The 25,596-nt window shown below is 62.9% G+C and carries 24 protein-coding genes; 12 read left to right on the top strand and 12 right to left on the bottom strand.

Annotation, left to right across the window (positions count from 1 at the left end; genetic code table 11):
- Positions 1-43: 43 nt before the first annotated feature.
- Both GJR99_RS04035 and GJR99_RS04030 read left to right on the top strand, forming a co-directional pair.
- Positions 44-286 (top strand): YgaP family membrane protein, encoded by a 243-nt coding sequence (locus GJR99_RS04035; RefSeq protein WP_151109520.1) that lies wholly within the window; start codon positions 44-46, stop codon positions 284-286.
- A gap of 68 nt (positions 287-354) precedes the next feature.
- Entirely contained in the window at positions 355-978 is a 624-nt protein-coding gene (locus GJR99_RS04030) for a VOC family protein (RefSeq protein WP_151109518.1), read from the top strand.
- A gap of 30 nt (positions 979-1,008) precedes the next feature.
- Here the strand turns inward: GJR99_RS04030 and GJR99_RS04025 are convergent, their stop codons facing one another.
- Positions 1,009-2,760, bottom strand: coding sequence for a glycoside hydrolase family 13 protein (locus GJR99_RS04025; RefSeq protein ID WP_151109516.1), 1,752 nt, complete (start codon positions 2,758-2,760; stop codon positions 1,009-1,011).
- Between the two features lie 264 nt (positions 2,761-3,024).
- Between GJR99_RS04025 and GJR99_RS17370 the strand changes: the two genes are divergently transcribed.
- Together GJR99_RS17370 and GJR99_RS04020 are read left to right on the top strand one after the other, a co-directional pair.
- Complete coding sequence (locus tag GJR99_RS17370) at positions 3,025-3,192, top strand: DUF7550 family protein (protein ID WP_191967065.1); 168 nt, start codon at positions 3,025-3,027, stop codon at positions 3,190-3,192.
- A gap of 66 nt (positions 3,193-3,258) precedes the next feature.
- On the top strand, positions 3,259-4,230 hold the full coding sequence (locus tag GJR99_RS04020) for a quinone oxidoreductase family protein (RefSeq protein WP_151109514.1): 972 nt from the start codon (positions 3,259-3,261) through the stop codon (positions 4,228-4,230).
- Positions 4,231-4,257: 27 nt separating this feature from the next.
- Here the strand turns inward: GJR99_RS04020 and purL are convergent, their stop codons facing one another.
- On the bottom strand, positions 4,258-6,363 hold the full coding sequence (purL, locus tag GJR99_RS04015; RefSeq protein WP_151109512.1) for a phosphoribosylformylglycinamidine synthase subunit PurL: 2,106 nt from the start codon (positions 6,361-6,363) through the stop codon (positions 4,258-4,260).
- A 97-nt stretch (positions 6,364-6,460) separates the two neighbouring features.
- Positions 6,461-6,895 (bottom strand): CBS domain-containing protein, encoded by a 435-nt coding sequence (locus GJR99_RS04010; protein WP_151109510.1) that lies wholly within the window; start codon positions 6,893-6,895, stop codon positions 6,461-6,463.
- A 235-nt stretch (positions 6,896-7,130) separates the two neighbouring features.
- On the opposite strand from GJR99_RS04010, the gene GJR99_RS04005 reads away from it, so the two are divergent.
- Both GJR99_RS04005 and GJR99_RS04000 read left to right on the top strand, forming a co-directional pair.
- Positions 7,131-7,814, top strand: a complete 684-nt coding sequence (locus GJR99_RS04005) for a PHP domain-containing protein (RefSeq protein ID WP_151109508.1) — start codon at positions 7,131-7,133, stop codon at positions 7,812-7,814.
- Positions 7,814-8,905, top strand: a complete 1,092-nt coding sequence (locus GJR99_RS04000) for an asparagine synthase-related protein (RefSeq protein WP_151109506.1) — start codon at positions 7,814-7,816, stop codon at positions 8,903-8,905. The genes GJR99_RS04005 and GJR99_RS04000 overlap by 1 nt, the downstream gene beginning before the upstream one ends.
- Before the next feature lie 126 nt (positions 8,906-9,031).
- Here GJR99_RS04000 and GJR99_RS03995 read toward each other — a convergent pair whose 3' ends face one another.
- The gene (locus tag GJR99_RS03995; protein WP_151109504.1) at positions 9,032-9,502 is read right to left on the bottom strand and encodes an NUDIX hydrolase; all 471 of its coding nucleotides are present in this window, start codon (positions 9,500-9,502) and stop codon (positions 9,032-9,034) included.
- 77 nt (positions 9,503-9,579) lie between these two features.
- Positions 9,580-10,587 carry a transcription initiation factor IIB gene (locus GJR99_RS03990; RefSeq protein ID WP_191967064.1) on the bottom strand — a complete coding sequence of 336 codons (1,008 nt, stop codon included), beginning with the start codon at positions 10,585-10,587 and terminating at the stop codon, positions 9,580-9,582.
- Positions 10,588-10,796: 209 nt separating this feature from the next.
- Between GJR99_RS03990 and gatC the strand changes: the two genes are divergently transcribed.
- Positions 10,797-11,075: an Asp-tRNA(Asn)/Glu-tRNA(Gln) amidotransferase subunit GatC gene (gene gatC / locus GJR99_RS03985; protein WP_151109500.1), complete on the top strand. Its 279-nt coding sequence runs from the start codon at positions 10,797-10,799 to the stop codon at positions 11,073-11,075.
- On the top strand, positions 11,075-12,346 hold the full coding sequence (gene gatA / locus GJR99_RS03980) for an Asp-tRNA(Asn)/Glu-tRNA(Gln) amidotransferase subunit GatA (protein WP_151109498.1): 1,272 nt from the start codon (positions 11,075-11,077) through the stop codon (positions 12,344-12,346). Before gatC ends, gatA begins: the two co-directional genes overlap by 1 nt.
- A gap of 10 nt (positions 12,347-12,356) precedes the next feature.
- On the opposite strand, the gene GJR99_RS03975 is transcribed toward gatA, so the two are convergent.
- The 3 genes from GJR99_RS03975 to GJR99_RS03965 form a co-directional block, all read right to left on the bottom strand.
- Entirely contained in the window at positions 12,357-13,181 is an 825-nt protein-coding gene (locus tag GJR99_RS03975; protein ID WP_151109496.1) for a hypothetical protein, read from the bottom strand.
- Between the two features lie 69 nt (positions 13,182-13,250).
- Positions 13,251-13,913, bottom strand: a complete 663-nt coding sequence (locus GJR99_RS03970) for a potassium channel family protein (RefSeq protein WP_151109494.1) — start codon at positions 13,911-13,913, stop codon at positions 13,251-13,253.
- Positions 13,914-13,999: 86 nt separating this feature from the next.
- On the bottom strand, positions 14,000-15,385 hold the full coding sequence (locus GJR99_RS03965; RefSeq protein ID WP_151109492.1) for an APC family permease: 1,386 nt from the start codon (positions 15,383-15,385) through the stop codon (positions 14,000-14,002).
- A 205-nt stretch (positions 15,386-15,590) separates the two neighbouring features.
- Here GJR99_RS03965 and GJR99_RS03960 point away from each other — a divergent pair, with 205 nt between their 5' ends.
- Positions 15,591-17,135 carry a TrkH family potassium uptake protein gene (locus GJR99_RS03960; protein ID WP_151109490.1) on the top strand — a complete coding sequence of 515 codons (1,545 nt, stop codon included), beginning with the start codon at positions 15,591-15,593 and terminating at the stop codon, positions 17,133-17,135.
- Positions 17,136-17,185: 50 nt separating this feature from the next.
- On the opposite strand, the gene trkA (GJR99_RS03955) is transcribed toward GJR99_RS03960, so the two are convergent.
- The 4 genes from trkA (GJR99_RS03955) to GJR99_RS03940 form a co-directional block, all read right to left on the bottom strand.
- Complete coding sequence (gene trkA / locus GJR99_RS03955) at positions 17,186-18,523, bottom strand: Trk system potassium transporter TrkA (protein ID WP_151109488.1); 1,338 nt, start codon at positions 18,521-18,523, stop codon at positions 17,186-17,188.
- A gap of 122 nt (positions 18,524-18,645) precedes the next feature.
- Positions 18,646-20,250, bottom strand: a complete 1,605-nt coding sequence (locus tag GJR99_RS03950; RefSeq protein ID WP_151109486.1) for a TrkH family potassium uptake protein — start codon at positions 20,248-20,250, stop codon at positions 18,646-18,648.
- 91 nt (positions 20,251-20,341) lie between these two features.
- Positions 20,342-21,679 carry a Trk system potassium transporter TrkA gene (gene trkA / locus GJR99_RS03945; protein ID WP_151109484.1) on the bottom strand — a complete coding sequence of 446 codons (1,338 nt, stop codon included), beginning with the start codon at positions 21,677-21,679 and terminating at the stop codon, positions 20,342-20,344.
- A 160-nt stretch (positions 21,680-21,839) separates the two neighbouring features.
- Complete coding sequence (locus tag GJR99_RS03940; RefSeq protein WP_151109482.1) at positions 21,840-22,376, bottom strand: SRPBCC family protein; 537 nt, start codon at positions 22,374-22,376, stop codon at positions 21,840-21,842.
- A 113-nt stretch (positions 22,377-22,489) separates the two neighbouring features.
- On the opposite strand from GJR99_RS03940, the gene GJR99_RS03935 reads away from it, so the two are divergent.
- The 3 genes from GJR99_RS03935 (at position 22,490) to coaBC (ending at position 25,577) form a co-directional block, all read left to right on the top strand.
- Positions 22,490-23,455: a DUF7551 domain-containing protein gene (locus tag GJR99_RS03935; protein ID WP_151109480.1), complete on the top strand. Its 966-nt coding sequence runs from the start codon at positions 22,490-22,492 to the stop codon at positions 23,453-23,455.
- A gap of 104 nt (positions 23,456-23,559) precedes the next feature.
- A complete protein-coding gene (locus GJR99_RS03930; RefSeq protein ID WP_151109478.1) occupies positions 23,560-24,339 on the top strand; it encodes an FAD-dependent oxidoreductase in 780 nt (259 codons plus the stop codon).
- Positions 24,340-24,425: 86 nt separating this feature from the next.
- Positions 24,426-25,577 carry a bifunctional phosphopantothenoylcysteine decarboxylase/phosphopantothenate--cysteine ligase CoaBC gene (gene coaBC, locus GJR99_RS03925; RefSeq protein WP_151109476.1) on the top strand — a complete coding sequence of 384 codons (1,152 nt, stop codon included), beginning with the start codon at positions 24,426-24,428 and terminating at the stop codon, positions 25,575-25,577.
- Positions 25,578-25,596: the final 19 nt, after the last annotated feature.

The following is a 25,596-nucleotide window of genomic DNA, read 5'->3' as shown; positions in this document are numbered from 1 at the left end:
GCCATCACGAGAGTACACTACGCCACCACGCCAACAAAGAGACATGAAGCAAAACGTCGGTTCACTCGACAAAGGAGTTCGCCTCGCACTGGGTCTGGCCATCACTGTCGTGTCCATGAGCGTCATCTACCTCCGGCCGTGGGACGTGCCGGCGACCGCCGGTGTCGCTGCCGGTGCGCTCTTCCTCGCGGCGGTGTTGTTCGTCACCGCCACTGCCGAAACCTGCCCGATATACAGCCTCTTCGGCATCGACACGCTCGATAGTGAGATGGCTGTGGCGCGATAGTCTTCGTTGCACAAACGTGACGCTGGGTTGACGCTACGTTCATACGGTCGTGGCAGGTCTCATCAGATATGGACGTGCCCTACGTCTTCCACCTCCACTACCACGTTCCCGACGTCGACTACGCAGCGTCAGTTCTCTCGGCCCACGGAATCGAACCGGCCGAGCGGTTCGGGTCGGTCGATGGCGAATCGCTCGCGTTGTCCGCCGCCGACACGCCACCCGAACCGTTCAGACTCCGTCTGCAGACAAACCGTGGGGGCGTAGCCGACGTGACGCTCACACCAGGCCCTCGACTCGACTTCGACCACTTCGGCGTCGTCGTCGAGGACGCCTCGGCCGTCGTCGAACGGGCGAGAGAGCGCGACTGGTCGGTGACCGAAAACGAGCGTCGGAGCTTTCTGCTCACGCCGTGGGGATTCCGAATCGAACTCCAGACACCGGAGAGCGACGTTCTCTCCGAACTCGAGTCGCCTGCAGACTGCCGATTTACCGAGGTCACACTCGCCGTCCCGGTCGAAGCGCGAGACGCAGTCTCCCGCACTCTCCAAGCGGTCCTTGGTGACGTGCAGAACCTTCGTGTGTCACCGGTTCGGGGGCCAGACCCTGGCGTCAGAGAAGCGCTGCTCGATGGTGCTCGTGTCGAAACATCGCATTTCGAGATGGCATCGTTGACGGCAGACGAGACGGTCTGAGACTCCGCCGGATGTGGTTCTGCCCGCCGTTCACGCGAGGTCGTAGACGCGCGCTTCCCACGGCCGGAGCGTCGTCTGTTCGACGGCGTTCACGTCGGTGTCGTAGTTCGAGATGAGTATCTCTGCAGATTCACCGACGAGGTCCGCTGGCGGTTCGAACTCCGTCTCGTCGTTTCCGAAGTTGAGGACGACGAGGAGCGTGTCTTCGCCGTCGTCGGTCTCGAGCGTGCGCGTGTAGACCCACAGCGACTCGTGTTCGGGGAGGCGAAGGTCGTACTCGCCGTAGACGACGACGTCGCGCTCTGTTCGCAGGTCGATGAGGTCCCGATAGTAGTGCCAGACGGAGTCCGGGTCGTTCCGAGCGTCCTCGGCGTTTATCGTGTCTTTGTTCGGGTTGACTGGCATCCACGGAGTGCCGTCGGTGAACCCGGCGTGTTCGGAGTCGTCCCACTGCATCGGCGTCCGCGCGTTGTCGCGGGTGCGGTACCGGACGAGGTCCATCACGTCGTCTTCGTCCAACTGGCCCGACTTCTGGGCGGCGCGGACGTTCTTGATGGTGTCGACGTCACGAATCTCGTCGAGGGAGTCGAACGGGTAGTTCGTCATCCCCAACTCCTCGCCCTGGTAGATGTAGGGTGTGCCACGCAGTGTGTGCAGTACGGTTGCGAGCAGTTTTGCCGACTCGCGGCGGTAGCCTTCACCGACGTCGCCGAACCGAGAGACCTGTCGCGGTTCGTCGTGGTTGTTGAGGAACAGCGAGTTCCACCCTTCGTCTGCGAGTCCGTCCTGCCAGTGCGTCATCGTCTCCTTGAGTTCTCGCGGCGACGACTCCCGGTAGGACCACCGACCGGCGTCGGTCATGTCGAGTCGCATGTGGTCGAAGGTGAACACCATACTCATGCCGTCGCCGTCTTCGCCGACGTAGCGTTTCGCCTCCTCGATGGAGAGTTCGGCCATCTCACCGACAGTCATCGAGTCGGTGCCCTCCAGCACTCGGTCGTGAAGTTCCGAGAGATAGTCGTGGACGCGCGGGCCGTTGGTGAACTTGTCTACCCCTTTGACGATAGCGGTGGGGTCCTCGCCGTCCGGCAGGCCGTCCGGTTTCGAGATGAGGTTGATGACGTCCATTCGGAACCCGTCGATGCCGTTGTCGAGCCACCACTCCATCATCTCGAACAACTCTTCGCGGAGGTCCGCAGTCTCCCAGTTCACGTCGGGCATTCGCTCGTCGAAGAGGTGGAGATACCACTCGCCGGTCTGGTCGTCGTAGGTCCACGCGGGGCCACCGAAGAAGGAGTCCCAGTTGTTCGGGGGGACTTCGTCTACGTCGGCAGGCGTGTCGTAGTCGTCGGGGTCGAGGCCGGTTCCCTCTGGGGTACGACCCTCTCGCCACCAGTAGTACTCGCGGTACTCGGCGTCTTTCGAGGAGCGTGAGTTGACGAACCAGGCGTGTTCGTCCGAGGTGTGGTTGACCACGAGGTCCATGATGAGTCGAATACCACGCTCGTGGAGGGCATCGCGGAGTTCTTTCCAGTCGGCCATCGTCCCGAACTCGTCCATGATGGCGCGATAGTCGGAGATGTCGTACCCGTTGTCGACGCCGGGCGACTCGTAGACAGGGTTGAGCCAGACACAGTCGACACCGAGGGAATCGAGGTAGTCTACCTTCTCGACGATACCGGGTATGTCTCCCAGCCCGTCGCCGTCGGAGTCGTTGAAACTCCGGGGGTAGATTTGGTAGACGACCGCTTCCTTCCACCACGCGCGGTCGAGAGCTGTCATTACTGGAAATTCACTCGGCTCCGTGTTTTATTCCGTCGGTTTCTGCCGCCAATGGCAACACGGCGAGGTGTTCTTCGACGACACCGTCTCGGTTCAGACGACGGCGTCGTGTGCGACGCGGCTAGACACTCGCACTCGGGCAGTGGAGTCTCACACCTGAACAGTGGGGTCGGTCAGCGGAACAGTCGTACGCGACGACGGTGAGATAGCTGAAGGTGGCGACGGTTAGGTGTGTTTTTGTACCGCGAACCCGTCGCGTCGCGTATGAGCGACGACCACCACGCTGACGACCACGACCACCACGAAGGCGAGCAAGAAGGACGCGTCACCTCTCCGATGCAAGAGTTCACGATGGGACAGGTCACGACGGGCGTTCTCGTCCTCGCCGTCGGCCTCGCCGTCACGTTCGGCCTGCCACTGCTTCTCGCGTAGACACGGACCTTCGTCCGAACTTCCGGTTCCTCCCCGCTTTTACCTCTTCCGTGACCATGGGTAGACGTGAAATCTATCGTCGTCACCGAGTACGGGAGTAGCGACACACTCGAAGTACGCGAAACAGAGAAACCCGAACCAGGACCGGGAGAGGTCCGTCTCGCTGTCGAAGCGGCCGGAATCAACTTCGCCGACATCATGCAGCGACGCGGGCACTACCGCAACGGGCCGACACCGACGTACACGCCCGGATTGGAAGCGGCAGGCACCATCGACGCTGTGGGCGAGGGCGTCGACCGGGAAGTCGGCGAGCGTGTCGTCGCCATGACTGGCGGCGGCGCGTATGCAGAGTACGTCACGACCCGTGCTGCTGGCCTGTTCGACGTTCCCGAGTCGATGTCGTTCGCCGAGGCCGCCGGGTTCCCTGTTCAGTTCCTCACCGCCTACAACTGCCTCCACGAGTGGGGCGGATTCGAAGACGGCGAGCGAGTGTTGATTCACGCCGCCGCCGGTGGTGTCGGCACCGCTGCCGTCCAACTCGCGTCTCTCGCCGGTGCAGAGACGTTCGGAACCGCGAGTACCGAGGAGAAACTCGACCTCGCGACAGACCTCGGCCTCGACCACCCCATCCAGTACACCGAAGTAGACTTCCGCGACGTCGTCGACGCCGAAACCGACGGCGAGGGCGTGGACCTCGTCTTGGACGGTGTCGGCGGCGAGACGTTCCAACACAGTCTCGACGCGCTCTCTGACTTCGGCCGCATCGTCACCTACGGTGTTGCGTCGGGCGAGGTCGCCAAAGCAGACACCAGGCGACTCCTCTTCGAGAACAAGTCGGTCATCGGGTTCCACCTCGGAAACGCCCTGCAGAAGCGCCCCCAATCGGTCCTCGGTGCCGTCCCTGAACTCTCGGAACTCCTCGCTTCTGGCGAACTCGAAGTCGTCGTCGGTGAGCGATTCGACCTCGAAGACGCCGCTGCAGCACAGCAGTACATCGAAGACAGAAAATCTAGCGGGAAAGTCGTCCTCGAACCGTAACCGACGGTTCTCGCTTCCGTTTTTGTCTTAGTCCAGTTCGCGCGTGAGCACGTCGCGCAGGTCGGCGATTTTCGCGGCGTCGAAAGCAACGTAGTCGCCGTCGACGGACACGCCCAGAGAGTCGTCGGTGGTCGTGCCGAGTTCGTAAATCGGCACGTCGCCGGCGAGAGAGACGAGCGCGTCCACGTCCGTGCTTTCGACGACGACGCGGCCCGGCGTCTCGTCGAAGAGTTGGACCACGGTCTCGACAGCAACGTCCGCACCGACGTCTTCTGTGACCATCTCGGCGAGCGTGACCGCGAGACCGCCGTGACTCACGTCGTGGACGGCATGCGTCGAGTCGTCGGTCGCGATGGCGCGAATCGCTTCGAGTGCAGCGGCCGCGGTTTCGTCGTCGGGGAGTTCCGGGAAGGCGTCGGACCCGCCTTCGTGGTGCAGCAGGGCCGAACCGCCGAGCGCGTCGCCGGGATAGCCGACGAGGAACAAGTCTCCATCACCCGTGAGCGACATGCCGGGGGAGTTGCCGTCTGCAGTTCCGACCATCGCGAGCGTCGGCGTCGGTGGAATCGGACCAGAGACGGAGTCGTTGTAGAGTGAGACGTTCCCACCGACGACAGGGACCGAGAGGGCACTGCACATGTCGGCGAGGCCGTCGACGATTCCCTTGAACCCGCCGTAGACGTCTGGTTTCTCGGGGTTACCGCCGTTCAGGCAGTCGACTGCTGCGAGTGGGGTGGCACCTTTGGCGGCGAGGTTGGTCGCGTTCTCGAAGGCGACGGCACGCGCGCCGTCGTACGGGGCCGCGTCGGTCCAGTTGGGGTCGGCACCAGCGGTGAAGGCGAGTTTCGTCTCGGCTTCCGGGATGTCGAGGAGTGCCGAGTCGTCGCCGGGACGGCGGGCGGTCCGGAGGCCGACTTCGTGGTCGTACTGGCGGTAGACCCACTCTTTGGACGCGGTGTTGGGATCAGACAAGACTGCCTCGAGGGCCTCGGAGAGAGCGAATTCGGGGAGGTCGCGCTCGACGGGTTCGGGTTCGGTGGCGTCGAGGTCGTTCATCGGCGCGCCTTCGGCGAGGAACATCGGCGGCACGTCGACCACGGTTTCGCCGTCGAACGTACAGACGTAGTTGCCCTCTGCGACTTCGCCGATGACCTCACTGCCGAGGTCGAAGCGGTCGGCGAGCTCTTGGACGCGCTCGACGTTCTCCGGCGTCACCTCGTAGCACATGCGCTCTTGGGACTCCGAGAGGAGAATCTCGAAGGCGTTCATGTTGGGTTCGCGCTGGTGGACGGCGTTCAGGTCGATTTGGGCACCGAAACCACCCTTGGCGACGAGTTCGGAGGAAGCACCACCGAGGCCGGCAGCACCGAGGTCACGCGCCGATTCGACGAGTTCCTCGTCGAGGAGGGCCTCGTTACACTCGATGAGCAGTTTCTCCGTGTACGGGTCGCCGACTTGGACGGCCGGTCGGTCTTCGGTTTCGGCGTCTTCGGCGAGGTCTTCACTCGCGAAGGATGCGCCGCCGAGTCCGTCCCGGCCGGTCGAACTGCCGACGAGGACGAGTTTGTTCCCCGCTTTCTGTGCTTCGGCCGTGACGAGGCGGTCTGCCGAGAGGAGGCCGACACAGGCGACGTTGACGAGGGGGTTGCCCTCGTACTTCTCGTGGAACGAGGTCGCGCCGGCGACGGTCGGGACGCCGATTGCGTTGCCGTAGTCTGCGATTCCCTCGACGACGCCGTCGAGGAGGTAGCGTGAGTGTTCGCGGTCGAAGTCACCGAAGTAGAGGCAGTCTGCGAGGGCGATGGGGTACGCACCCATCGAGAGCGTGTCGCGGACGATGCCGCCGACACCGGTCGCCGCGCCGTCGTAGGGGTCGACGTACGACGGGTGGTTGTGGCTCTCGATGCCCAGTGTGATGTACGTGTCTTCGTCCAGCGAGACGACGGCGGCGTCGTCCCCTGGGCCGATGACGACTTGGTCACCTTCCGAGTCGAACGCCGACAGAAGCGGGCGAGACGACCGGTACGCACAGTGTTCACTCCACAGGTTCTCGAAGAGTATCTCCTCGGCCGGCGTCGGGTCTCGACCGAGTTCGGCGACGACGAGGTCGCGGTCCGCGTCGGGAAGCGTCATTCATTGGTATGGTCAGAACGCACATTGTAAACCCTTTCTATGTGCACAAACGTGCCCAAAAATAGTGTGGTCGGTCGCAAACCGAGCGTCCGGAACCTCAGGCGGGCGTGTACGGCGGCGATTCGGCACGGATAATCTCGCTCAGTTCGTGCATCTCGTCTTCGAGGAGGACGAGTAAGTCGTCTATCGTGATGATACCACTGAGTTTCCCACCGTCGATAACCGGTGCTCTGCGGACGCCGTGTTCACGCATCTGGCGGAACAGGTCGTAGACGCCCGTGTCTGCGTCCACGGTGAACGGTTTCGCCGTCATGACGTCCTTCGCGGTCATCTCTTTCAGGTCGCCACCCGACCCGACGCATTTGAGTGCGATGTCACGGTCTGTGACGATGCCCTCTATGGAGTCGCCATCGGCGACGACGACGGACCCGACCATCTTCTCGTCCATCATCCGCGCTACGTCTCGAATCGGCGTGTCGAGTTTCGCCGTTACCAGTTCGTCTTTCGTTCGTGCGATGTCTCGTACGGTCATTGTTCTGCTCCTGGTGGTCCCACCGCTCACGGCTTCAACCACCGTACTAGGTAATTGTCTGACACCCTATTATTTCTGTATTCTTACATATTGTCCAGTTCAAGTTGTATGTCCCCGTCCGAAGAACTTCTCGACGGGTAGCCACTCGCTCTCGCTGGACGCTGGCGTGTGTCACAGACACACACCTCGGGGGCGGACCGGGGGGCTTTTTTAGCCTCATTTGTTAGGTTACCTCGTGTTATCGGTCGAGTTGCACTCGCATTCGGCGCTCTCGTACGACGGGCGAGACCCGGTCGAATACCTCCTCGAACAGGCGGTGGCGGTTGGTTTAGACGCACTTGCCGTGACCGACCACGACGAGATCGACGCAAGTCTCGAAGCAGCAGAAATCGCCTCTGACTACGGACTCGTCGGTATTCCGGGTATGGAGGTCACGTGCGCGGCGGGACACGTCCTCGCGCTCGGTGTCCGTGAACTCATTCCTGCAGGGCTTTCGTACGACGAGACGCTCGACCGCATCCACGACGCCGGCGGGGTCGCAATCGTCCCCCATCCGTTCCAGAAGTCGCGCCACGGCGTCGCCCCGCACATCTCTCGGGACCAACTCGCCAACGCAGACGCTATCGAGGTGTACAACTCGCGACTTCTCACCGGAATCGCCAACCAGCGTGCAGAACGCTTCGCCAAAAAACGGAACCTTCCGATGACCGCCGGGAGCGACGCTCACATCAGTGAGATGGTCGGGCAGGCGGTCACCGAAGTCGGCACCGACACTCGAAGTGTCGACGCCATCCTCGACGCGATTACCGAGGGGCGAACGAGCGTCGTCGGCAGTAAGACCCCGTGGCGCATCTCCTTCCAGCAGGCCGCCGGGGGAGCGAAACGCCGCATGAAACACGCGCTCACCGACCTGCTGTGATGCGCGGTGCGGACCCGGAACTCGTTCGACGCGCCCTCGCAGAGCGTGACCCACTCCCTGGCACTGCTGGGTTCGCCGGTGAGATAGACGGGAGACTCGTCCGCGACGTTCTCGGACGACAACCACTCTTTTCCGAACGAGACGACCCTGAGACGTGGTCGTTCGACCACCGTGACCTGACAGACCCCATTTCGCTTCCGCCGGGTCGCGTCCGCACGGTGACTGGCGACGAATCTGCTGCCGACGAACAGGTGTGGTCGCTTCCGTCACCACCGGCTGCGACGGATACCGACGAAGCACTCGCTACGGTTCGAGACGCCGTCTTCGAGTCAGTGAACGCCATCTCGGACGATGGCCTCGCCGTCGCGTTCTCGGGTGGCGTCGACTCCGCTGTCGTCGCCGCTGGCGTGCCCGACGCACCGTGTTACGTCGTCGGATTCGAGGGGGCTCACGATATCGCCGCCGCCCGCGACGCCGCAGACACGATGGACCGCGACCTTCGCGTCGTAGAGCTCACTCACGACGCTATCGAGCGCGCTGTCCCCGAAATCGTCGCGGCACTCGGCCGAACGAACCCGATGGACGTGCAAATCGTCCTCCCACTCTACCTCCTCGCCGAACGGGTTGCCGCAGATGGCTACGACCGACTCGCCGTCGGCCAAGGGGCCGACGAACTGTTCGGTGGGTACGCCAAAGTCGCGAAAGCCCCGGACGACCCACGAGTCGAAGCCGAAACGGTTCGTGGCGCTGCTCGAGAGATGGTGCTCACGCTCCCCGACCAACTCGAACGCGACGTTCTCACGCTCCGTGCGGCGGGCGTCGAACCCGTTGCACCCCTCTTGGACGACCGAGTCGTCGAGGCGGCGCTCCCACTGCCGGGAGAGTTACTCGTCGCCGATGGCCGGCGAAAAATCGCGCTCAGAACGGCCGTCGCAGAGATACTCCCCGAATCCGTCGCCGAAGCGGACAAGAAGGCAGTTCAGTACGGCACCTACGCCTCTCGAGAACTCGACCGACTCGCCAGACAGGCGGGGTACAAACGTCGGATGGAAAACCACGTCCAGCAGTACGTGGAGTCGCTGTTGGAGTAGCCGGGGAAAGCTATTTTTAGGGTGAACCCCCGACCGAATGATGTCGCTCAATCAATCATTAGCGTTGACCCTCGTAATCGGAATACCACTGGCAATCGTCCTCTGGGAGATGAACCGGTCCAGTTTCTAATTGCCGCCAACGACGTCGATAGCCTCCAGTGAGAACTGCACCGTGTCCGGGTCGATGTCACTCTCACGGAGGGCGTCTTCGTCGTACCACGCCCACACTTCAGGGTCGGCTTCACCCGGTGCTGGGTCGATTTCACGGGAGTCGACGCGGGCGTAGTAGATGTGGTCGATGTGCTGGTGGCCGACCGTTCCGTCTTCGTGGACGTTGATGTCGTAGAGCATCTGCTGCCGTGGGTGTGGGAGCGTCTCACCTTCTGGTGCCGGAACGTCGTCGGTGTCGTCCACGAGTTCGGGGTCGAGACCCGTCTCTTCTCGGACTTCGCGGAGGCCGGCCTCGTGCGGGAGTTCGTCTCTATCTACGTGCCCACCCGGCGGGATTCGGATACCGAGGCGTTCGTGGCGATGGAGGGCCACTGCACCGTCGTTGACGATGTAGACCGTCGCCGTGAAATGTCGCGTCGTCTCCATGGCCGATGCTTCGAGGGATGGCGTATCGATGTTGCGAAACGGCCGTCCGGTCACACCGACTAAAAAGAGACTCCGAGTTACGGCATCTGAATCTGCTCTTCTGCTTCGAGCAGTTCGTGGTAGCGGTTCCGGATAGTGACTTCGGAGATGTTCGCCACGTCCGAAACTTCGTTCTGGGTCACCTTGTCGTTGGTGAGGAGCGAGGCGGCGTAGACGGCGGCGGCGGCGAGGCCGACCGGCGACTTGCCGGAGTGCACCCCCTGCTTTTTGGCGGTCTTCAAGAGTTGTCGTGCGCGTCGCTCAGACTCGTCGGAGAGGCCGAGGTCGCTGGCGAACCGCGGGACGTACTGTTCTGGGTCAGCGGGTTTGATTTCGAGTTTGAGTTCGCGGACGACGTACCGATACGTCCGGGCGATTTCGTCCTTCTCGACGCGTGAGACGGTCGTAATCTCGTCCAGGGAGCGGGGTGTGCTCGCCATGCGGGCGGCAGCGTAGAGCGACGACGTGGCGACACCCTCGATGGAGCGGCCGGGGAGCAAGTCGTCGTTGAGTGCGCGGCGATAGATGACCGAGGCGGTCTCACGGACGTTGTCCGGGAGGCCGAGGGCCGAAGCCATCCGGTCGATTTCGCCGAGCGCCTGTTTGAGGTTCCGCTCTTTGGAGTCGCGGGTTCGGAATCGTTCGTTCCAGGTACGCAGACGCTGCATCTTCTCGCGCTGACGCGACGACAACGAACGCCCGTAGGCGTCTTTGTTCTGCCACCCGATGTTGGTCGAAAGCCCCTTGTCGTGCATCATGTTCGTCGTCGGTGCACCGACGCGGGACTTGCTGTCTTTCTCCGAAGAGTTGAACGCTCGCCACTCGGGTCCGTGGTCTATCTCGTCTTCCTCGACGACGAGGCCGCAGTCGTCACAGACCGTCTCACCGTGTTCCGTATCGGAGACGAGCGTCGTCGACCCGCATTCGGGACATGCGACTGTCTCTTCGTGGCCGCGTTCGGCCGTTTGTTTGCCGTCAGTTTTCTCGTTATCCTGCTTGCGCACGCGCGCGTTATCGGTCGTAAAGCGTCGGACACTATCTGTCATTGTGTGCGAGAGAAGCAACTGGGAACGGTCGTTCTCCATCTATTCGTATCGAGGCCGGTTACTTATATCTGACGGCGAGAAGACGACTGAATCCGGCCGAATCACGTCCGTACTCGAGTACGGCCGGCTTCGGTTCGTGGGCAACGGCTGGTGGAACCGAAAGGGCGCACACCGAAACCCTTACTCCCGGCCTCCGTCACCTCCGATATATGAGCGATACGCCCGTCGACGCCGACGAGGTTCGACACGTCGCCGAGTTGGCACGGGTCGACCTCGACGAGGACGAAGTCGAGGAGTTCACGACGCAGTTCGCGGACATCCTCGAGTATTTCGACGCCCTCGACGAGGTTCCCGAAGTCGACCGTGAAGACGAACTGGTGAACGTCATGCGCCCCGACGAGGTGCGCGATGGACTGACCCAAGAGGAGGCGCTCTCGAACGCCGAAGAGACCGAAGACGGCTACTTCAAAGGTCCACGGGTGTCCTGATGTCGTTGAACGCATTCATCACGAAAGAGGCGGTCGAGAGCGACGAAGACGGCCCACTCAGCGGGAAGACCGTCGCCGTCAAGGACAACATCTCGACGAAGGGCGTCCGGACGACCTGTGGCTCCGCGATGCTCGAAGAGTACGTCCCGCCGTACGACGCGACGGTCGTCGAACTGCTGAAAGACGCCGGTGCGACCATCGTCGGCAAGGCCAACATGGACGAGTTCGGGATGGGGACGACCACCGAAACCTCGGCGTTCGGCCCGACGAAGAACCCCGTAGACGAATCGCGCGTCCCCGGCGGCTCGTCCGGTGGCTCTGCGGCCGCCGTCGCCGCCGGTGAGGCCGACCTCGCACTCGGGTCCGACACGGGTGGCTCGATTCGCTGTCCCGCCGCGTTCTGTGGCGTCGTCGGTATCAAGCCAACCTACGGTCTCGTCTCTCGCTACGGTCTCGTCGCCTACGCGAACTCACTCGAACAAATCGGCCCAATCGCACCGACCGTCGAAGAGGCAGCAGGTCTGCTCGACGTCATCGCCGGCCCCGACGAGCGAGACGGCACGACTCACGACGAGGGTGCCGACTCCGACTACGCCGCGGCCGCGACCGGCGACGTCGAGGGCCTCACCATCGGTGTCCCGACCGAACTCGTCGAGGGTGCCGACGAAGGCGTCGAGGAGGCATTCTGGGCCGCGCTCGACGAACTCGAAGCACAGGGCGCGGAGTACAAAGAGGTCAGCATGCCCTCGGTCGAGAAGGCCGTCGCCGCCTACTACGTCATCGCCATGTCCGAAGCGTCCTCGAACCTCGCGCGTTTCGACGGCGTCCGCTACGGCAAATCCGGCGGCTACGAAGGCAACTGGAACGACGCGTTCGCCCGCGCCCGCGAGGACGGCTTCGGCCCCGAGGTCAAGCGCCGTATCCTCCTCGGCACCTACGCCCTCTCTGCAGGCTACCACGACAAGTACTACGCGAAGGCACAGGACGCCCGCGCGTGGGTCAAACAGGACTTCGACGCCGCGTTCGAGGACGTGGACGTACTCGCCTCGCCGACGATGCCCGTCCCACCGTTCAAACTCGGCGAGAGCCTCGACGACCCGCTCCAGATGTACCTCGCAGACGCCAACACCGTCCCGGTGAACCTCGCCAACCTCCCCGCCATCTCCGTGCCGGCGGGCGAGACTGAGGGCCTGCCAGTCGGCCTGCAACTCATCGGCAAGAAGTTCGACGAGGAGACGATTATCCGGGCGGCGTCGGCAGTCGAGAACTAATTTTCGGCTCTCACGACGACGGTTCGACCGTCGTCTCGGTCGATATTCGCCCGTCACGCCAGTTCAGTTTGAACTGCATCTTTCTCGATTCGGTGCCACCGTCGAGCGACGGATTGTACGAATGTTCCCACGTCGTCGACTCACCCGCCGAGAGGTCGATTTCGACTCGCTCGACGGGTACGTAAGCGATGAGCGGACCGACTCGGTTGAGTGCGCCGACGAACGTGCCGTCGTGTGACCCGACATTTTCTATCGTCGCGGTCACGGTCATCTCTTCGCGACTTTCGACAGTTTCGGATGCAGTAACGTCGCTGACGGCGAACTCAGTCGGCGGGCGAGCAAGCGTCTCGCGGGCGCTTGCGCCGAGTTGGAACTGGCCACCGGGTCCATGGAACACGACTTCAGCGGAACCGAGCGGGTTTGGCACCTGAAAGACGAGGTATCCGGACTCGCTTCTGTCTTCTTCGCTTCTCCGACCCCCGTAGGCATACCCACGATTCCACAGACGACCGCCCCGCGGCAAGTCGTCCGGCGGAGTCGGTGAGAACGTCTCCTCGTCGGTAGAAAGCGAGAACTCGTCGACTGCTGGCCCCCGTTCTCCATCCACGAGGATAGTAACGAGAGCGAACTGCTCGTCTCTGTCACCATGCGTCCCGATAGAGTCGATTGCGAGGGCGACTACTTCAGGGACGATTTGAACGTTCGAGACGGTCACGCCGGCGAGTGCAGAGCCGCCACTGGTCGATGGTGGTTCGGAGAGACACCCGGTGAGGAGGGCGAGTGCAGTTCCGCCGAGGCCAAGAATCTCTCGTCGTGAGCGAGTGGAGGGCGACATCGTTCGAACTCGGACCGCGGTCCAGAATAAGTCTTCAGGGAATTGACGACTCAAACTCCGACAGAGAGACTACCCCCTGAACAGGTTCATCACTTCGTCAGCGACGGGCGACTCGACGGCGAGGACGTAGCGATGGCCCGCTTCGAGGACAGTGTCTGGCCCACCGAGTCTGTCGCCTCGATAGTCGACGATGATGAGACTCCCGCGCGGGAGTCGAACCTCGTCTAATCGCTTGCCAGCGACTGGGGCGTCTTCGGCGACTTCGACTTCGACGACTTCGACACTCCCGCCGATGTCTTCGATAGTTCTGACGCCGCCGTTGGCGATTTCGTTCGTCGCGGCGCGAGCACCGAGTCGCTCCGGGAAGACGAGGCCATCGACGAACTCCTCGTAGAGTTCGTCTGCCGTCTCGGTGATGCGCATCACGGTCCGAACGTCCGACATCCGCTGGGCGGCCATACAGATGGCGAAGTTGGTGGTCTCGTCGTCGGTGAGTGCGGCGACGACGTCGCTTCGCTCCGGTTGTGCCTGTCTGAGTGTCTCCGGTCGAGAGGCGTCACCCTCGATTATGGTGGCGATGTAGCGGTCTGCGAGCTCATCACAGCGTTCGGGGTCGGATTCGACGATGACGACGTCGTGCCCGCGGTCGTCTAAGAGTTCTGCCGTTCGGACGCCCATCTCACCGCCGCCGGCGACGATGACGCGTAAGTCGTGTGTTACTGGTTCAGACATGGGTGGATGTTCGTGTGGATGTGTGGTAGTCGTCTCGGTGGTGTGTTCGGTCGTGTCGTCCGTCTTCGAGTGATTCTCGCATCGTCTCAGTCGTCGTCTCCTTCGGACGATTGGATTGGCTCTGGTTCCTGAATCTCCGGTCGACTGGGTGCACCGATGTCGTCCCGCCGGGACAACAGGAGGTAGACGCCGCCGCCGAAGAGCAACCAGCCGAGTGCCAGCGCCCACGTGAACGGGTCGATGAACAACCCGAGGAGCACGTTACAGGCGATGCCGAGAATCGGCGTCACCGGATACAGCGGCACCTCGAACGGTCGCTGGAGGTCGGGTTGCCGGCGGCGGAGTCGAATCAACGCGTAGTTGACGATGATGAACCCAAGCAGCGAGAACAGACTCGCCAGATTCCCGACGATGCGGATGGGGACGACGACGACGGCGATGAGCATCACCACCGCAGAGGCGAGAATCGCCACGAGTGGCGTCCCGTATCGGTGGTGGAACCGCCCGAGTTGGGCGGGCAACTGTCGTTCACGGCCCATCGCGAACGCGACCCGTGAGGACCCGATGACGACGGCGTTGAGCGCGGATATCGTCGAGAACACCGCCCCGAAGGCGATCAGCGAGGCCCCCGAGCCGATTATCGGGAACGTCGGCATGAATCCTTCTGCGGCCTGTGCGATGGCCGTCTCACCCGCACCCGCGAGGTCCTCTGCGCCGAGCGTCCCGATGGCGACGAAGACGACGAGGAGGTAGACGACGACGGTGACGAGCACCGACAGCAAAATCGCACGAGGAATGTTCACCCTCGGATTCTCGACTTCCTCGGTGACCGTCGCGATGAGGTCGTAGCCCTGAAAGGCGATGAACGTCAGGCCCATCGCCGGCAACACCGCGAGCGGACCGTTGGTGAAGAGCGGGTCGAACTCCTCGACTCGCGTCGCCGTGAGACCGAACGCGACGAAGACGGCGAGGATAGCGATTTTGACGAGCGTAATCGCCGTCTCACCCCGCCCCGACGCCTCCGTCGAGAGCGCGTTGAGTGCGACGAGTGACACGACGGCCCCGAGTGCGTACAACACCGGCGGTCCGGGGAGGGTGTACCCGTAGATGTGGCCGAATTCGAGGAAGTTCGACGCGAATCCGAGTGCGTACAGCGACCCGGCAATCATGTAGGTGAACCACCGTGTCCACCCCATGACGAACGCGACGGGTGCCGAAAACACCTCTCGGACGTACGCGTAACCGCCCCCATTCCGGGGGATTGCAGAGGCTAACTCTGCGTACGATAGCGCCGTGAAAGTCGTGACCCCACCGTTGAGTGCGAACGCGACGATTGCGGCAGGCCCCGAGATGTCGACGGCCAGCCCTGTCAACACGAAGATACCGGCACCAATCATCGCGCCGATGCCGACCATCGTCGCGTCTAAGAGGCTCAGGCTTACCGACGGTTCGCGTCCACCGGAATGACTCACGTCGTACCCCTCTCGACACCAGCCAGTTGTCGAGTTGTCATGCGTATATAAATTCGACAACAGTATCCACGCTGATAAAGGTCGGGTCAGATTCCTGCCGGGTGGTGGCGGTCCTCACGCGCAACTGGCCTGCCCTCGAACTGTCGCCGTCTGACTACCTAAGGAATCATATGCTTGCTACTTTTTGTGAGACGTGAACACGAGGATGAACGCGAACTTCAAAACGGTCGTCGATTACCGGACGAGTCTGGGCTTTCTGGGCTCCGTCCTCAAGTATATGGCACTCCCGCCACTGTTGCCCATCGCAGTCGCCCTCTACTACGGTGAGAGCCCCATCCCGTTCCTCGTCGCGATGGCTGTGATGTTGGTCGTCGGCGTCGGACTCGAACGACTCCGGACCGACCCCGACCTCGGACACCGCGAGGCGTTCTTGTTGGTGAGTCTGACGTGGCTTGCCGTCCCGCTCGTGGGGATGATTCCGTACCTCGTCGCCGGACAGGGAACCGTCGCAACCCCGGTCAACGCGCTGTTCGAGAGTATGAGCGGCTTTACGACGACGGGAGCGACAGTGCTCGGTGAGATTTCGTTCGACCAGCACTCGCGGTCGATTCTGATGTGGCGGCAGGTGACCCAGTGGCTCGGCGGGATGGGTATCATCGTCCTGATGGTGGCGATTCTCCCCGAACTGTCGGTCGGTGGCGCACAGGTCATCGACCAGGAAGCACCGGGGCTGTCGATAGAGAAACTGACGCCTCGGATTCGTGACACGGCCCGTGCGCTCTGGCAAATCTACGCCGCCTTCACCGTCGCCGCCGTCGTCGTCTACTACGGTCTCCATCTCGCCGGGGTGGCACCGAACATGGACTTCTACAACGCCATCGCGCACGCGCTGACGACGCTCCCGACGGGCGGATTCTCGCCGGAAGCACGGAGCGTCGAAGCCTTCTCACCGGCGATACAGTGGGCAATTACTATCTTCATGGTCGTCGCCGGGACTAACTTCGCGCTGTTCTGGTACGTCCTCGCGGGCGAACCCAGACGACTGACCGACAACGCGGAGTTCCGGTCGTACCTCACGATGATGGCCGTGGTGAGCGTGGTTCTCACCGCACTGCTGTTTACTGGTCTCGGACTCGACGTCGTCCCGACGAACGTCGACCCGATTCCAGGGAACGTCGAACACTCACTCCGGCAGGCCGTCTTCCAGACGGTGGCAATCGTGACGACGACTGGCTACGCCAGCATGGACTTCAACACGTGGGACCAGTCGGCGCAGGTCGTTCTCCTCCTCGCGATGTTCCTCGGTGGGTCGGCAGGGTCTGCGGCCGGGTCGGTCAAGATAATCCGCTGGTATCTCATCAAGAAAACGGCAGTTCGAGAGCTATTCACCTCGGTCCACCCGGACGCAGTGCGACCGGTTCGCCTCGCCGACGAGGTCATCGACGAATCGACGATTCGTGGCCTGTTCGTCTTCACCATGACGTTCCTCGCTATCTTCGCCGTCTCGACGGTGCTCATCTACCTCGATAGCCTCCGAATCGGCCTCGAACTCTCCGGCATCGAAGCAGTCGGCGTCGCCATCGCCACCCTCGGCAACATCGGCCCCGGTGTCGGTGTCGCCGGGCCGATGAACAACTTCCTGCCGTTTTCGAACGCGGCGAAACTCTACATGGTCTTTCTGATGTGGATCGGCCGACTGGAGATTCTCTCGGTGCTCATCATCCTCACGCCGTCGTACTGGCGGGCGTGAGAGACGTACCGAGTCGAGACCCCTATCGACGGCGACGGCCGATTCCCCCGTCAGATTGCGGCGGTGATTTCCTCGGCGATGGCCGCATCGACGAAGAGGACGACGTGGTCTCCGACCTCGATGACTGTATCACCCCGAGGCGACACGAGGTCTCTCTGTCTGGCGATTGCACCGACGACGACACCGGCCGGTAGCTTCGGTATCGACTCACGAATCGGCACCCCAGCGAGTGCACTGTCTGGGCTGACTTCGACTTCGATGACTTCGGCCCGGTCGTCTTCGATAAAGGTGAGTTTCTCGGTGGTCTCCTCGCGCGTGATTCGAGTTATCTCTTCGGCGGTCACGACGCGCGGGTTGACCGCGACGTCGACGCCGACCGCCTCGAACACGTCGCGGTACTCGCCGGTCTCGACCACGGCAATCGTCTGTTTGACTCCCAACCGCTTGGCGAGCAGCGAGACGAGCAGGTTCTCTTGGTCGCTTTCGAGTGCGGCGACGACGGCGTCTGCGCTGTCGAAGTTCTCCCGTTCGAGTGCGTCGGTGTCGGTGGCGTCGAACTGCAAGACGAGTGTCTTCGACAGTGACTCGGCGACTTCGCGAGCGCGCTCGGGGTCTTCTTCGATGAGTCGGGGGTTGATGCCCCGCTCTTGGAGCAACCGGGCAGTCTGGTAGCCGATTTCGCCACCACCGACGACGAAGACGCTCTCCGTGTCGTCGGACGCTGCTGCGGGCGAGGCGGTCAGGGCGAACTGGTGGACGCGCTCCGGCGGTCCGATGACGACGACACGTTCACCGGCGGCGAGTGTGCTGTCACCGCGGGCCAACTCGACGTCGCCGTTCCGGAGAACTGCGGCGAACGTGAGAAACTCGAACTGGTCGGCCTCGCTGACGGTTTGGCCGACGAGGGGACTGTCCGGGCCGAGTTCGAACTCGGCCATCTGGACGAGGCCGTTTGCGAACCACTCGACGTCGACGGCGGCAGGGAGGCCGATAATCTGGACGATGTCCTCTGCGGTGAGCAGGTTCGAACAGACCATGAAATCGACGCCGAACGCGCTGGAGGTTCGCTCCCACGTCCGGAGAAAGCCGACCTGTTTGACCCGCGCGATGGTGAACGCCTCTCCGAGTACCTTCGACGTCCCGCAGGTCGCGAGATTCGTCTCGTCGTGGTCGGTGCTGGCGATGAGGAGGTCTGCGTCCCCCACGCCCGCTTCCTCTAACGTCTCGATGGACGCTCCGTCGCCCTGTATCGCCAGCACGTCAAGTGAGTAGTTCAGTTCCTCGACGCGGTCGGCGTCGACGTCGACGACGACGACGTCGTGTGCATCTGCGAGGCTCGATGCGATGTTCGAACCGACTTCTCCTGCGCCAACGATGACTACGCGCACTGCTGACTCCCTCGCTTCCGTTCCATACTCTGGAGTGTCGTACCACTCCCATCAACATTTGTACTCCGGCGACAGGTTGGACACCAGCTAAAACGAGGTCCGACCGGTGGCCCGTCCGACGGTTATCGACGCCAGTACTCGGGCGTGAAGAGGACGAAGACGGGGAGAATCTCCAGTCGGCCCATCCACATCAGGAGGACCATCCAGAGTTTCGAACTGTTCGAGAAGTCGAGATAGCTCCCCATCGGGCCGACGACGCCGAACCCCGGCCCGACGTTCCCGAGCGTCGCGGCGACGGCGCTCATCGACTCCAGGACGCTCAGTTCGAAGCCGATACGGGCAGCGTCGAGGTGGAGCAGGCCGGTGGAGACGAAGAACATCACGAGATACAAGAGCGTGAAAGCGTAGATACCGCGGATAGCGCGTTCGTCGACGGCGCGTCCGGCGAGTCTGACGGGGCGAATCGCCTCGGGGTGGGCGGTGGTGAACAACTCCCGGCGGAGCGACTTCAGGATGACGTACCAGCGGACGATTTTGATTGCCCCACCGGTGGACCCCGCAGACCCACCGATGAACATCGCAAAGAGCAGTCCATACTGGGTCGGTGCGCTCCACGCGTTGAAGTCCATGCTCGCGTAGCCAGTGGTGGTGACGATAGACACCACCTGGAATATCGACTGACGGAGCGACGGTTCGACGTTGCCGACGATGGCCGTCTGGACCGTTTCGAGGTACGTTTGGTCGAACGTCCCGGCCGCCGGTGCGGCGGACGCCAGGCCGTCTCCCAAGAAGAGCACTCCTGCGAGGATGGCCGAGATGACGCCGATGATGCCGAGATAGGACTTGAACTCCGTGTCGCGGACGAGACGCTTCGGGTCGCCCGTCAGCACGTGCCAGAACAGCGCGAAGTTGGTCCCGGCGGCAACCATGAAGGGGACGATGACCCACTGGGCGGCCGCAGAGAACGCCTCGATACTCCGTGCTTCTGGCGAGAACCCCCCAGTCGGCATCGTCGTCAACCCGTGTGCGATGGCGTTGTACACGTCCATATTGGGCGCGTTGCCCGTGACGTGGAGGCCGTACAGGAGGACGATTTCGAGGACGGTCAGTCCGAGGTACGCACCCCAGAGAGCGCGTGCCGTCTCGGCGATTCGCGGCGTGAGTTTCTCGATTCCAGGGCCGGGAGCCTCGGCGTCCATCAGTTGGGCACCACCGACCGACAGTTCGGGGAGAATCGCCACCGCGAGGACGACGATACCCATCCCGCCGAGCCACTGGGTGAGCTGTCGCCACATCATGATGCTGCGAGAGTGCGACTCGAACGAGATATCGCCGAGCACCGTCGCCCCGGTGGTGGTAAAGCCGCTCATCGTTTCGAACAGCGCGTTTGCGGGGTTCCCGAGAGTCGATTCGGGGTGGAGTGCCGCCATCACGAAGGGGACGCCGTGGGCTTCGATGAGGAACGGAATCGCACCGACGAGTGTCACCGCGAACCAGGTCGCTGCGACCATCAAGAATCCCTCTCGTGCGCCGATGTCGGGGTCTTCGGCGAGGCGTTCGAGTCCCATCCCGACGAGAACCGTGACCGCCATGGTGACGACGAACGGAATCACCGACTCACCGTAGTACAGCGCGACGACGAGGGGAAAACAGAGGGGGACTGCGAGATACTTCAAGACTGTCCCCACGAGACGAAGGCTTGCTTTGTAATCGACGCGCAGTTTCATCCGTGAACGAACGTTCCGGACGCAGGGTTCTTGCCTGTTCGGGTTCGCGACTGCGTGGGAGACCGTGTGACGTGGTGGCTGGTGTCTCAGCCTAGAGTTTCGGGGCGACGTCACCGACGACAGAACTGTCGGCGAAGACGACGACGTGGTCACCGGGTTCGATGACGGTGTCACCGCGGGGTGTGACGAACTCGCGGTTTCGTGTAATCGCACCGATGACGACGCCTTTCGGGAGTGCAGCGACCGACTCGCGAATCGGTTTCCCGGAGAGGACGCTGTTGGTGTCGACTTCGATCTCGAGCACCTCTGCTTTGTCGGACTCGATGAGTGCGACGTTCTCTGCGCCGCCCTCTCGGGTGAATCGCGTAATCTCTTCGGCGACGACTTCGCGCGGGCTCACACCCACGTCGACGCCGACTGCTTCGAACAGTTCGACGTAGGGCGTGGTGTCGATGACGGCGACAGTCCGTTCGACACCGAGGCGCGCTGCGAGCAGTGAGACGAGCAAGTTCTTCTCGTCGGAGTCGAGCGCCGAGACGAGCAGGTCTGCGTCGCCGATGTACTCCCGTTCGAGGAAGTCGATGTCGGTGGCGTCGCTCTCCATGACGATGGTGTTGGGAAGTTCCTCGGCGAGTTCACGAGCGCGCTCGGAGTCCTGTTCGAGCAGTCGCGGTTTGAACCCGCGTTCTTCGAGGAGGCGGGCGACGTGGTAGCCGATTTCGCTGCCGCCGACGATGACGACTTCTTCGGCGGTCCCCGGCGCTTCTTCGGGTGAGATGGTGGTTGCGAACCCCTGGACGCTCTGCGGACTGCCGATGACGACGACGCGGTCTCCGGGGCGAATGACGGTATCACCGCGCGGTATCGTCACTGCACCGTCTCGGAGAATTGCGGCGAAGGTCAGCGAGTCGAACCGGTCTGCCTCGCTGACGGTCTGGTCTGCAACGGGACTTTCTTCGTCGATTTCGAACTCGGCCATCTGCACCTTCCCGCCGGCGAACGGGTCGACGTCACGCGCCGCGGGGAGGCCGACGACCCGGACGATAGACTCTGCGGCCAGCAGGTTCGTACAGACCATGAAGTCGACACCGAAGGCCTTCTCGGAGTGTTGCCACGTCCGGAGATACTCGGTGTTCTTGACGCGAGCGATGGTAAAGGCAGACGAGACGGCCTTGGCCGTCGCACACACGACGATGTTCGTCTCGTCGTCGTCCGTGGACGCGATGACCATATCGGCCTGTTCGATGCCCGCCTCTTCGAGCGTCTCGACGGCAGTCCCGTTGCCGTGAATGGCCAGCACGTCGAGCGAGTAGTTCAGTTCGTCGACCCGTTCGGGGTCACAATCGACGACGACGACGTCGTGAGTGGCGTCCAAGTCTGCTGCAATCGACGACCCGACCTGTCCGGCACCGACGATAATTACGCGCACGTTGGACCAGCCCCTGTCATACCTCTCCGTTCGACTGCCGGCGCGTATGTGCATTTCCCTTCGGGTCTCGGCACGGTGTACGATACCTCACCGCCTTCCCGCCCGTAGTCGGGGCGTGTCCGCTCCCGCGACTCTCCGCCGACACGGTGCAGTGGCCGATTCATCGGCCGGGTTGGGTGTGAATCGTGATGTCGACGTGTCGAGGGCGGCCTTCGATGTCGGCGACGATTCGTTCGACGATTCGCTCTGCTTCGGTCTGCAACACCGGTTTCAACTTCTCGATGACCCAGCTGAGCGAGACGAACCGCGGGAGGTCGATATCTCCAGCAGAGACGGTTGTCGGGTCGTACTCGACTTCGAAGAAGACACGACACGCAGTCTCGGCGTCGTCGGGTGCGTCGGCCGGAAGGTCGTCGAGCGCTTCGATTCGCCACCGGCCGACCGCGTGGATATCTTTGGTGATGTTCCAGTCGATACGAGTCGGTGGCGTCACGTCCGTCACGTTCGACTCGGCGGTGTAGTGCAACTTCCACCACGTGAAGTACAGTCGGTATCGGGTCCCTGGGGACCCGTCGCCTAGCTTCCGGACCTCTCGGAGATGCTTCGAGTAGTTTGCGTATCGCGGAAAGTCCACGAGGAACTCGTATATCTCTTCGGGGGGCAGGTAGACGACGGTGCTGACGGCTATCTCGTCCACGAACCTCGTTTCACTCGGGGAAAACTAAGCCTTGTGGGCTCTTCGCACGCAGTATCTCGGTCGAAACCGTCATCGCAACCTATAATCCGGCGGTGTAAGCACGTACAATCGAAATGGTGGGGGGGACGCTGCGAGATATCCGGGCAGAGATTCAGTCTCTCTCGTGTCCCGATGGCGACTACGAGGTAGTCTGTGGCCGCAGTGGTATCGCCCCGTCCGCAGTCGCGGGACTGGCGTTTCCAGACCGCCTCGCCGCCGGTGAGGCGGCCGACCTCGCGGGAACGTATCGGGCGACGCTCAGACGCTACGACCCGTCGATTCCGTTCGACGACCCGTTGGTCCACGAGGTGTCGCCGACGCCGATTCCACCGCTGGCGACGACACCCGAGGACAAACACACACGCTACACCTTGTTCTGCCACGACATCGCGGGTGCGGTGTTCGAGTCACTCTCTGCGTTGGGCCACCGTGAGGTCGAATCCGCAGCCATGGAGACGTATCTCACCCTGGCCGAAGTCGTCGGCGACGAATCCGACTTCTGTCTCACGATGGTGTGGAGTCTGATGAGTGAGATGGACGTCCGGCTATCGGTGGCCGAGCAAACGGCCATCGTCGAACACACCGCAGAGCTGTTCGCGCCGGTCCGAACGCCGAACCCAGTGGGGGCGACACTCCGTCTCCTCGAATCCGTCGGCTTCCTCGAAGGCTATTCGGTCCGCCCGGTGCCGACTGGCGAGCGTGAGGACGTGAACGACGACCGGGACAGGACGACAGGCGAGCGTGACGAACCGGGCGTCGAACGCGGCGGAGACGAACGTCGATGCTGGGAACTGACGTTCGGTGAGTACGCACTCGCGGAACGAACTGGGCGGATTCCGACGCTTCCCATCGCAATCGACCTGTTGCGGCGGGTTCGCTCGCAGTCAGTTCAGTTCGTCGAGGGCGAGGCGCTCTCAGATTCGCGGTGGCGACTCTGCCTCGAAACCTGCCAGACTGGTTCCTCGGACGGACTCGTCAGCGTCGAAGTTGCAGAGAATCGCTGGCTCAACGATACTGGACTCTCTTTGCATCAAGACTGACACCGACCGCGGACACAGAACTGCGCCGAACGACAGTCGGTAGCCGACTCGGTCCCACCGACGACAACCGCGTCGCTTTATTCGCCTCCACATAGAGGGCTGGTATGGACGAGACGAATCCACGAGACGTACTCGTCGTCGGCGGTGGCGTCGCAGGACGCACCGCAGCGACGTTTCTCGCGCGTGCCGGCCTCGATACGCTGGTCGTGAACGCGGGGGAATCTATCGTTCGGCGGAACGCACACTTAGAGAACGTTCCTGGGTTCCCCGCCGGCGTCGACAGCAGACTGTTCACCGACCTGCTCGCCGAACAGGCGACGCGTGCCGGCGCTGAGACGCTCGGTGGCCGTGTCGTCGGACTCGACGTGCTCGGGAGCGACGACGACCCACTGTTCCGGGCGACGGTCGAGACCGAGGATGGACGCGACGAAATCGACGCTACTCGCGTCGTCGCGGCGTCGTGGTCCGACGCGTCGTATCTCGAAGAGACGGGTGCAGAACTCCGACGAGCGGGGTCGAAAACCTACGTCGAGGTCGACGAACTCGGCCGGACGGCGGTGCCGGGGCTCTACGCCGCCGGCCGACTCACCGAAATCTACCACCAGACGGTCGTCGCCGCTGGCGACGCCGCCGAGACGGCGATTACGCTGATTCACGACTCCGAGACACCCTTTTACAACGACTGGGTCGCACCCGAGGGCTACTTCACCGACCGTGGCAGAGAGGTGCCGCCGGCGTGTGAGGAAATCGACGCGGACGAGTGGAATCGTCGCCAAGCGGAGTCTCGGGAGGTCATGCAGGAGTTCTTCGGTGAACCCCACCCCGAGCAACAGCGGACGCATCCGAGTCTCGTCGACGACGAACTGGGCCGACTCGACCAGTAGGCACCCACTGGACTCGGCGACTCGTCGCCGAACCACCCTCACAGACGCGAATCCTTTTAACCGATAGCGGGCGCAGTGACGAGTGAATGCTGGAAGGTGTCAACGTCGCACTCGGGGTGACAGGGAGTATCGCGGCCGTGAAGGTCGTCGAGTTGGCGCACGAACTCCGCCGACAGGGAGCGTCCGTCCGCGCGGTGATGACCGACGCAGCGACGGGTATCGTCCACCCGTGGGCAGTCGAGTTCGCCACCGAGAACGACGTGGTCACCGAGATAACCGGCCGCGTCGAACACGTCGAACTCTGTGGCCGCGAGGGGTGGGCAGACGTGTTCCTCGTCGCGCCCGCGACGGCGAACACGGTCGGGAAGATGGCCGCCGCCATCGACGACTCTCCCGTCACGACGTGCGCGACGACGGCGCTCGGCGCGGGCGTTCCGCTCGTCGTCGCCCCCGCGATGCACGAACCGATGTACGACCACCCCGGCGTCTTGGAGGCCATAGAGCGCGTCGAGTCGTGGGGCGTCGAGTTCGTCGACCCCCGAATCGAAGAGGGGAAAGCCAAGATTGCAACCGAAGACGCAATCGTCACGGGCGTCACGAAAGCCGTCACGGAACAGACGCTCGCCGGGAAGTCCGTCGTCGTCACCTCCGGGTCGACCACCGAATCTATCGACCCGATTCGGACGCTCTCGAACCGCGCGTCGGGGCGAACCGGTCGCGCCGTCGCTCGCGCGCTCTCGATTCGCGGCGCGGACGTGACGCTCGTCCACGATGGGCCGGACGTCCACTACGCAGACGTCCTCGCCGTCGAGTCCGCCGCAGAGATGCTCGAGGCCGTCGAAGCGGCCGTCGAAGACGCCGACGCACTCGTCTCGGCGGCGGCAATCTCTGACTTCACCGTCGAAGCCGCCGACCAGAAGATTCGGTCGGGCGAGGCGCTCACGCTCGACCTCCACCCCGCACCGAAACTCATCGACACCGTCCGCGAGTCGCGCCCAGACCTCACCATCGTCGGGTTCAAAGCCGAGACCAGCGGCGACGACGAATCGATGGTCACAGAAGCACGACGAATCATGGACCGCGTCGGTCTCGCGTTCGTCGTCGCCAACGACGCGTCGGTCATGGGTGACGACGAGACACGGGCACTCGTCGTCCGCGGCGACGGGACGAGCGAGTTCACCGGGTCGAAAGTCGGACTCGGCGCTCGGGTCGCAGACGAACTGGAAAAAGAACTGTGACGCGAGTCGGAAACTGAAA

Origin of the sequence: Haloferax marinum, from assembly GCF_009674625.1 — an archaeon.
GTDB lineage: Archaea > Halobacteriota > Halobacteria > Halobacteriales > Haloferacaceae > Haloferax > Haloferax marinum.
Note: the sequence above shows the minus strand (reverse complement) of the source record. Positions and strands in the feature narration are given on the sequence as shown.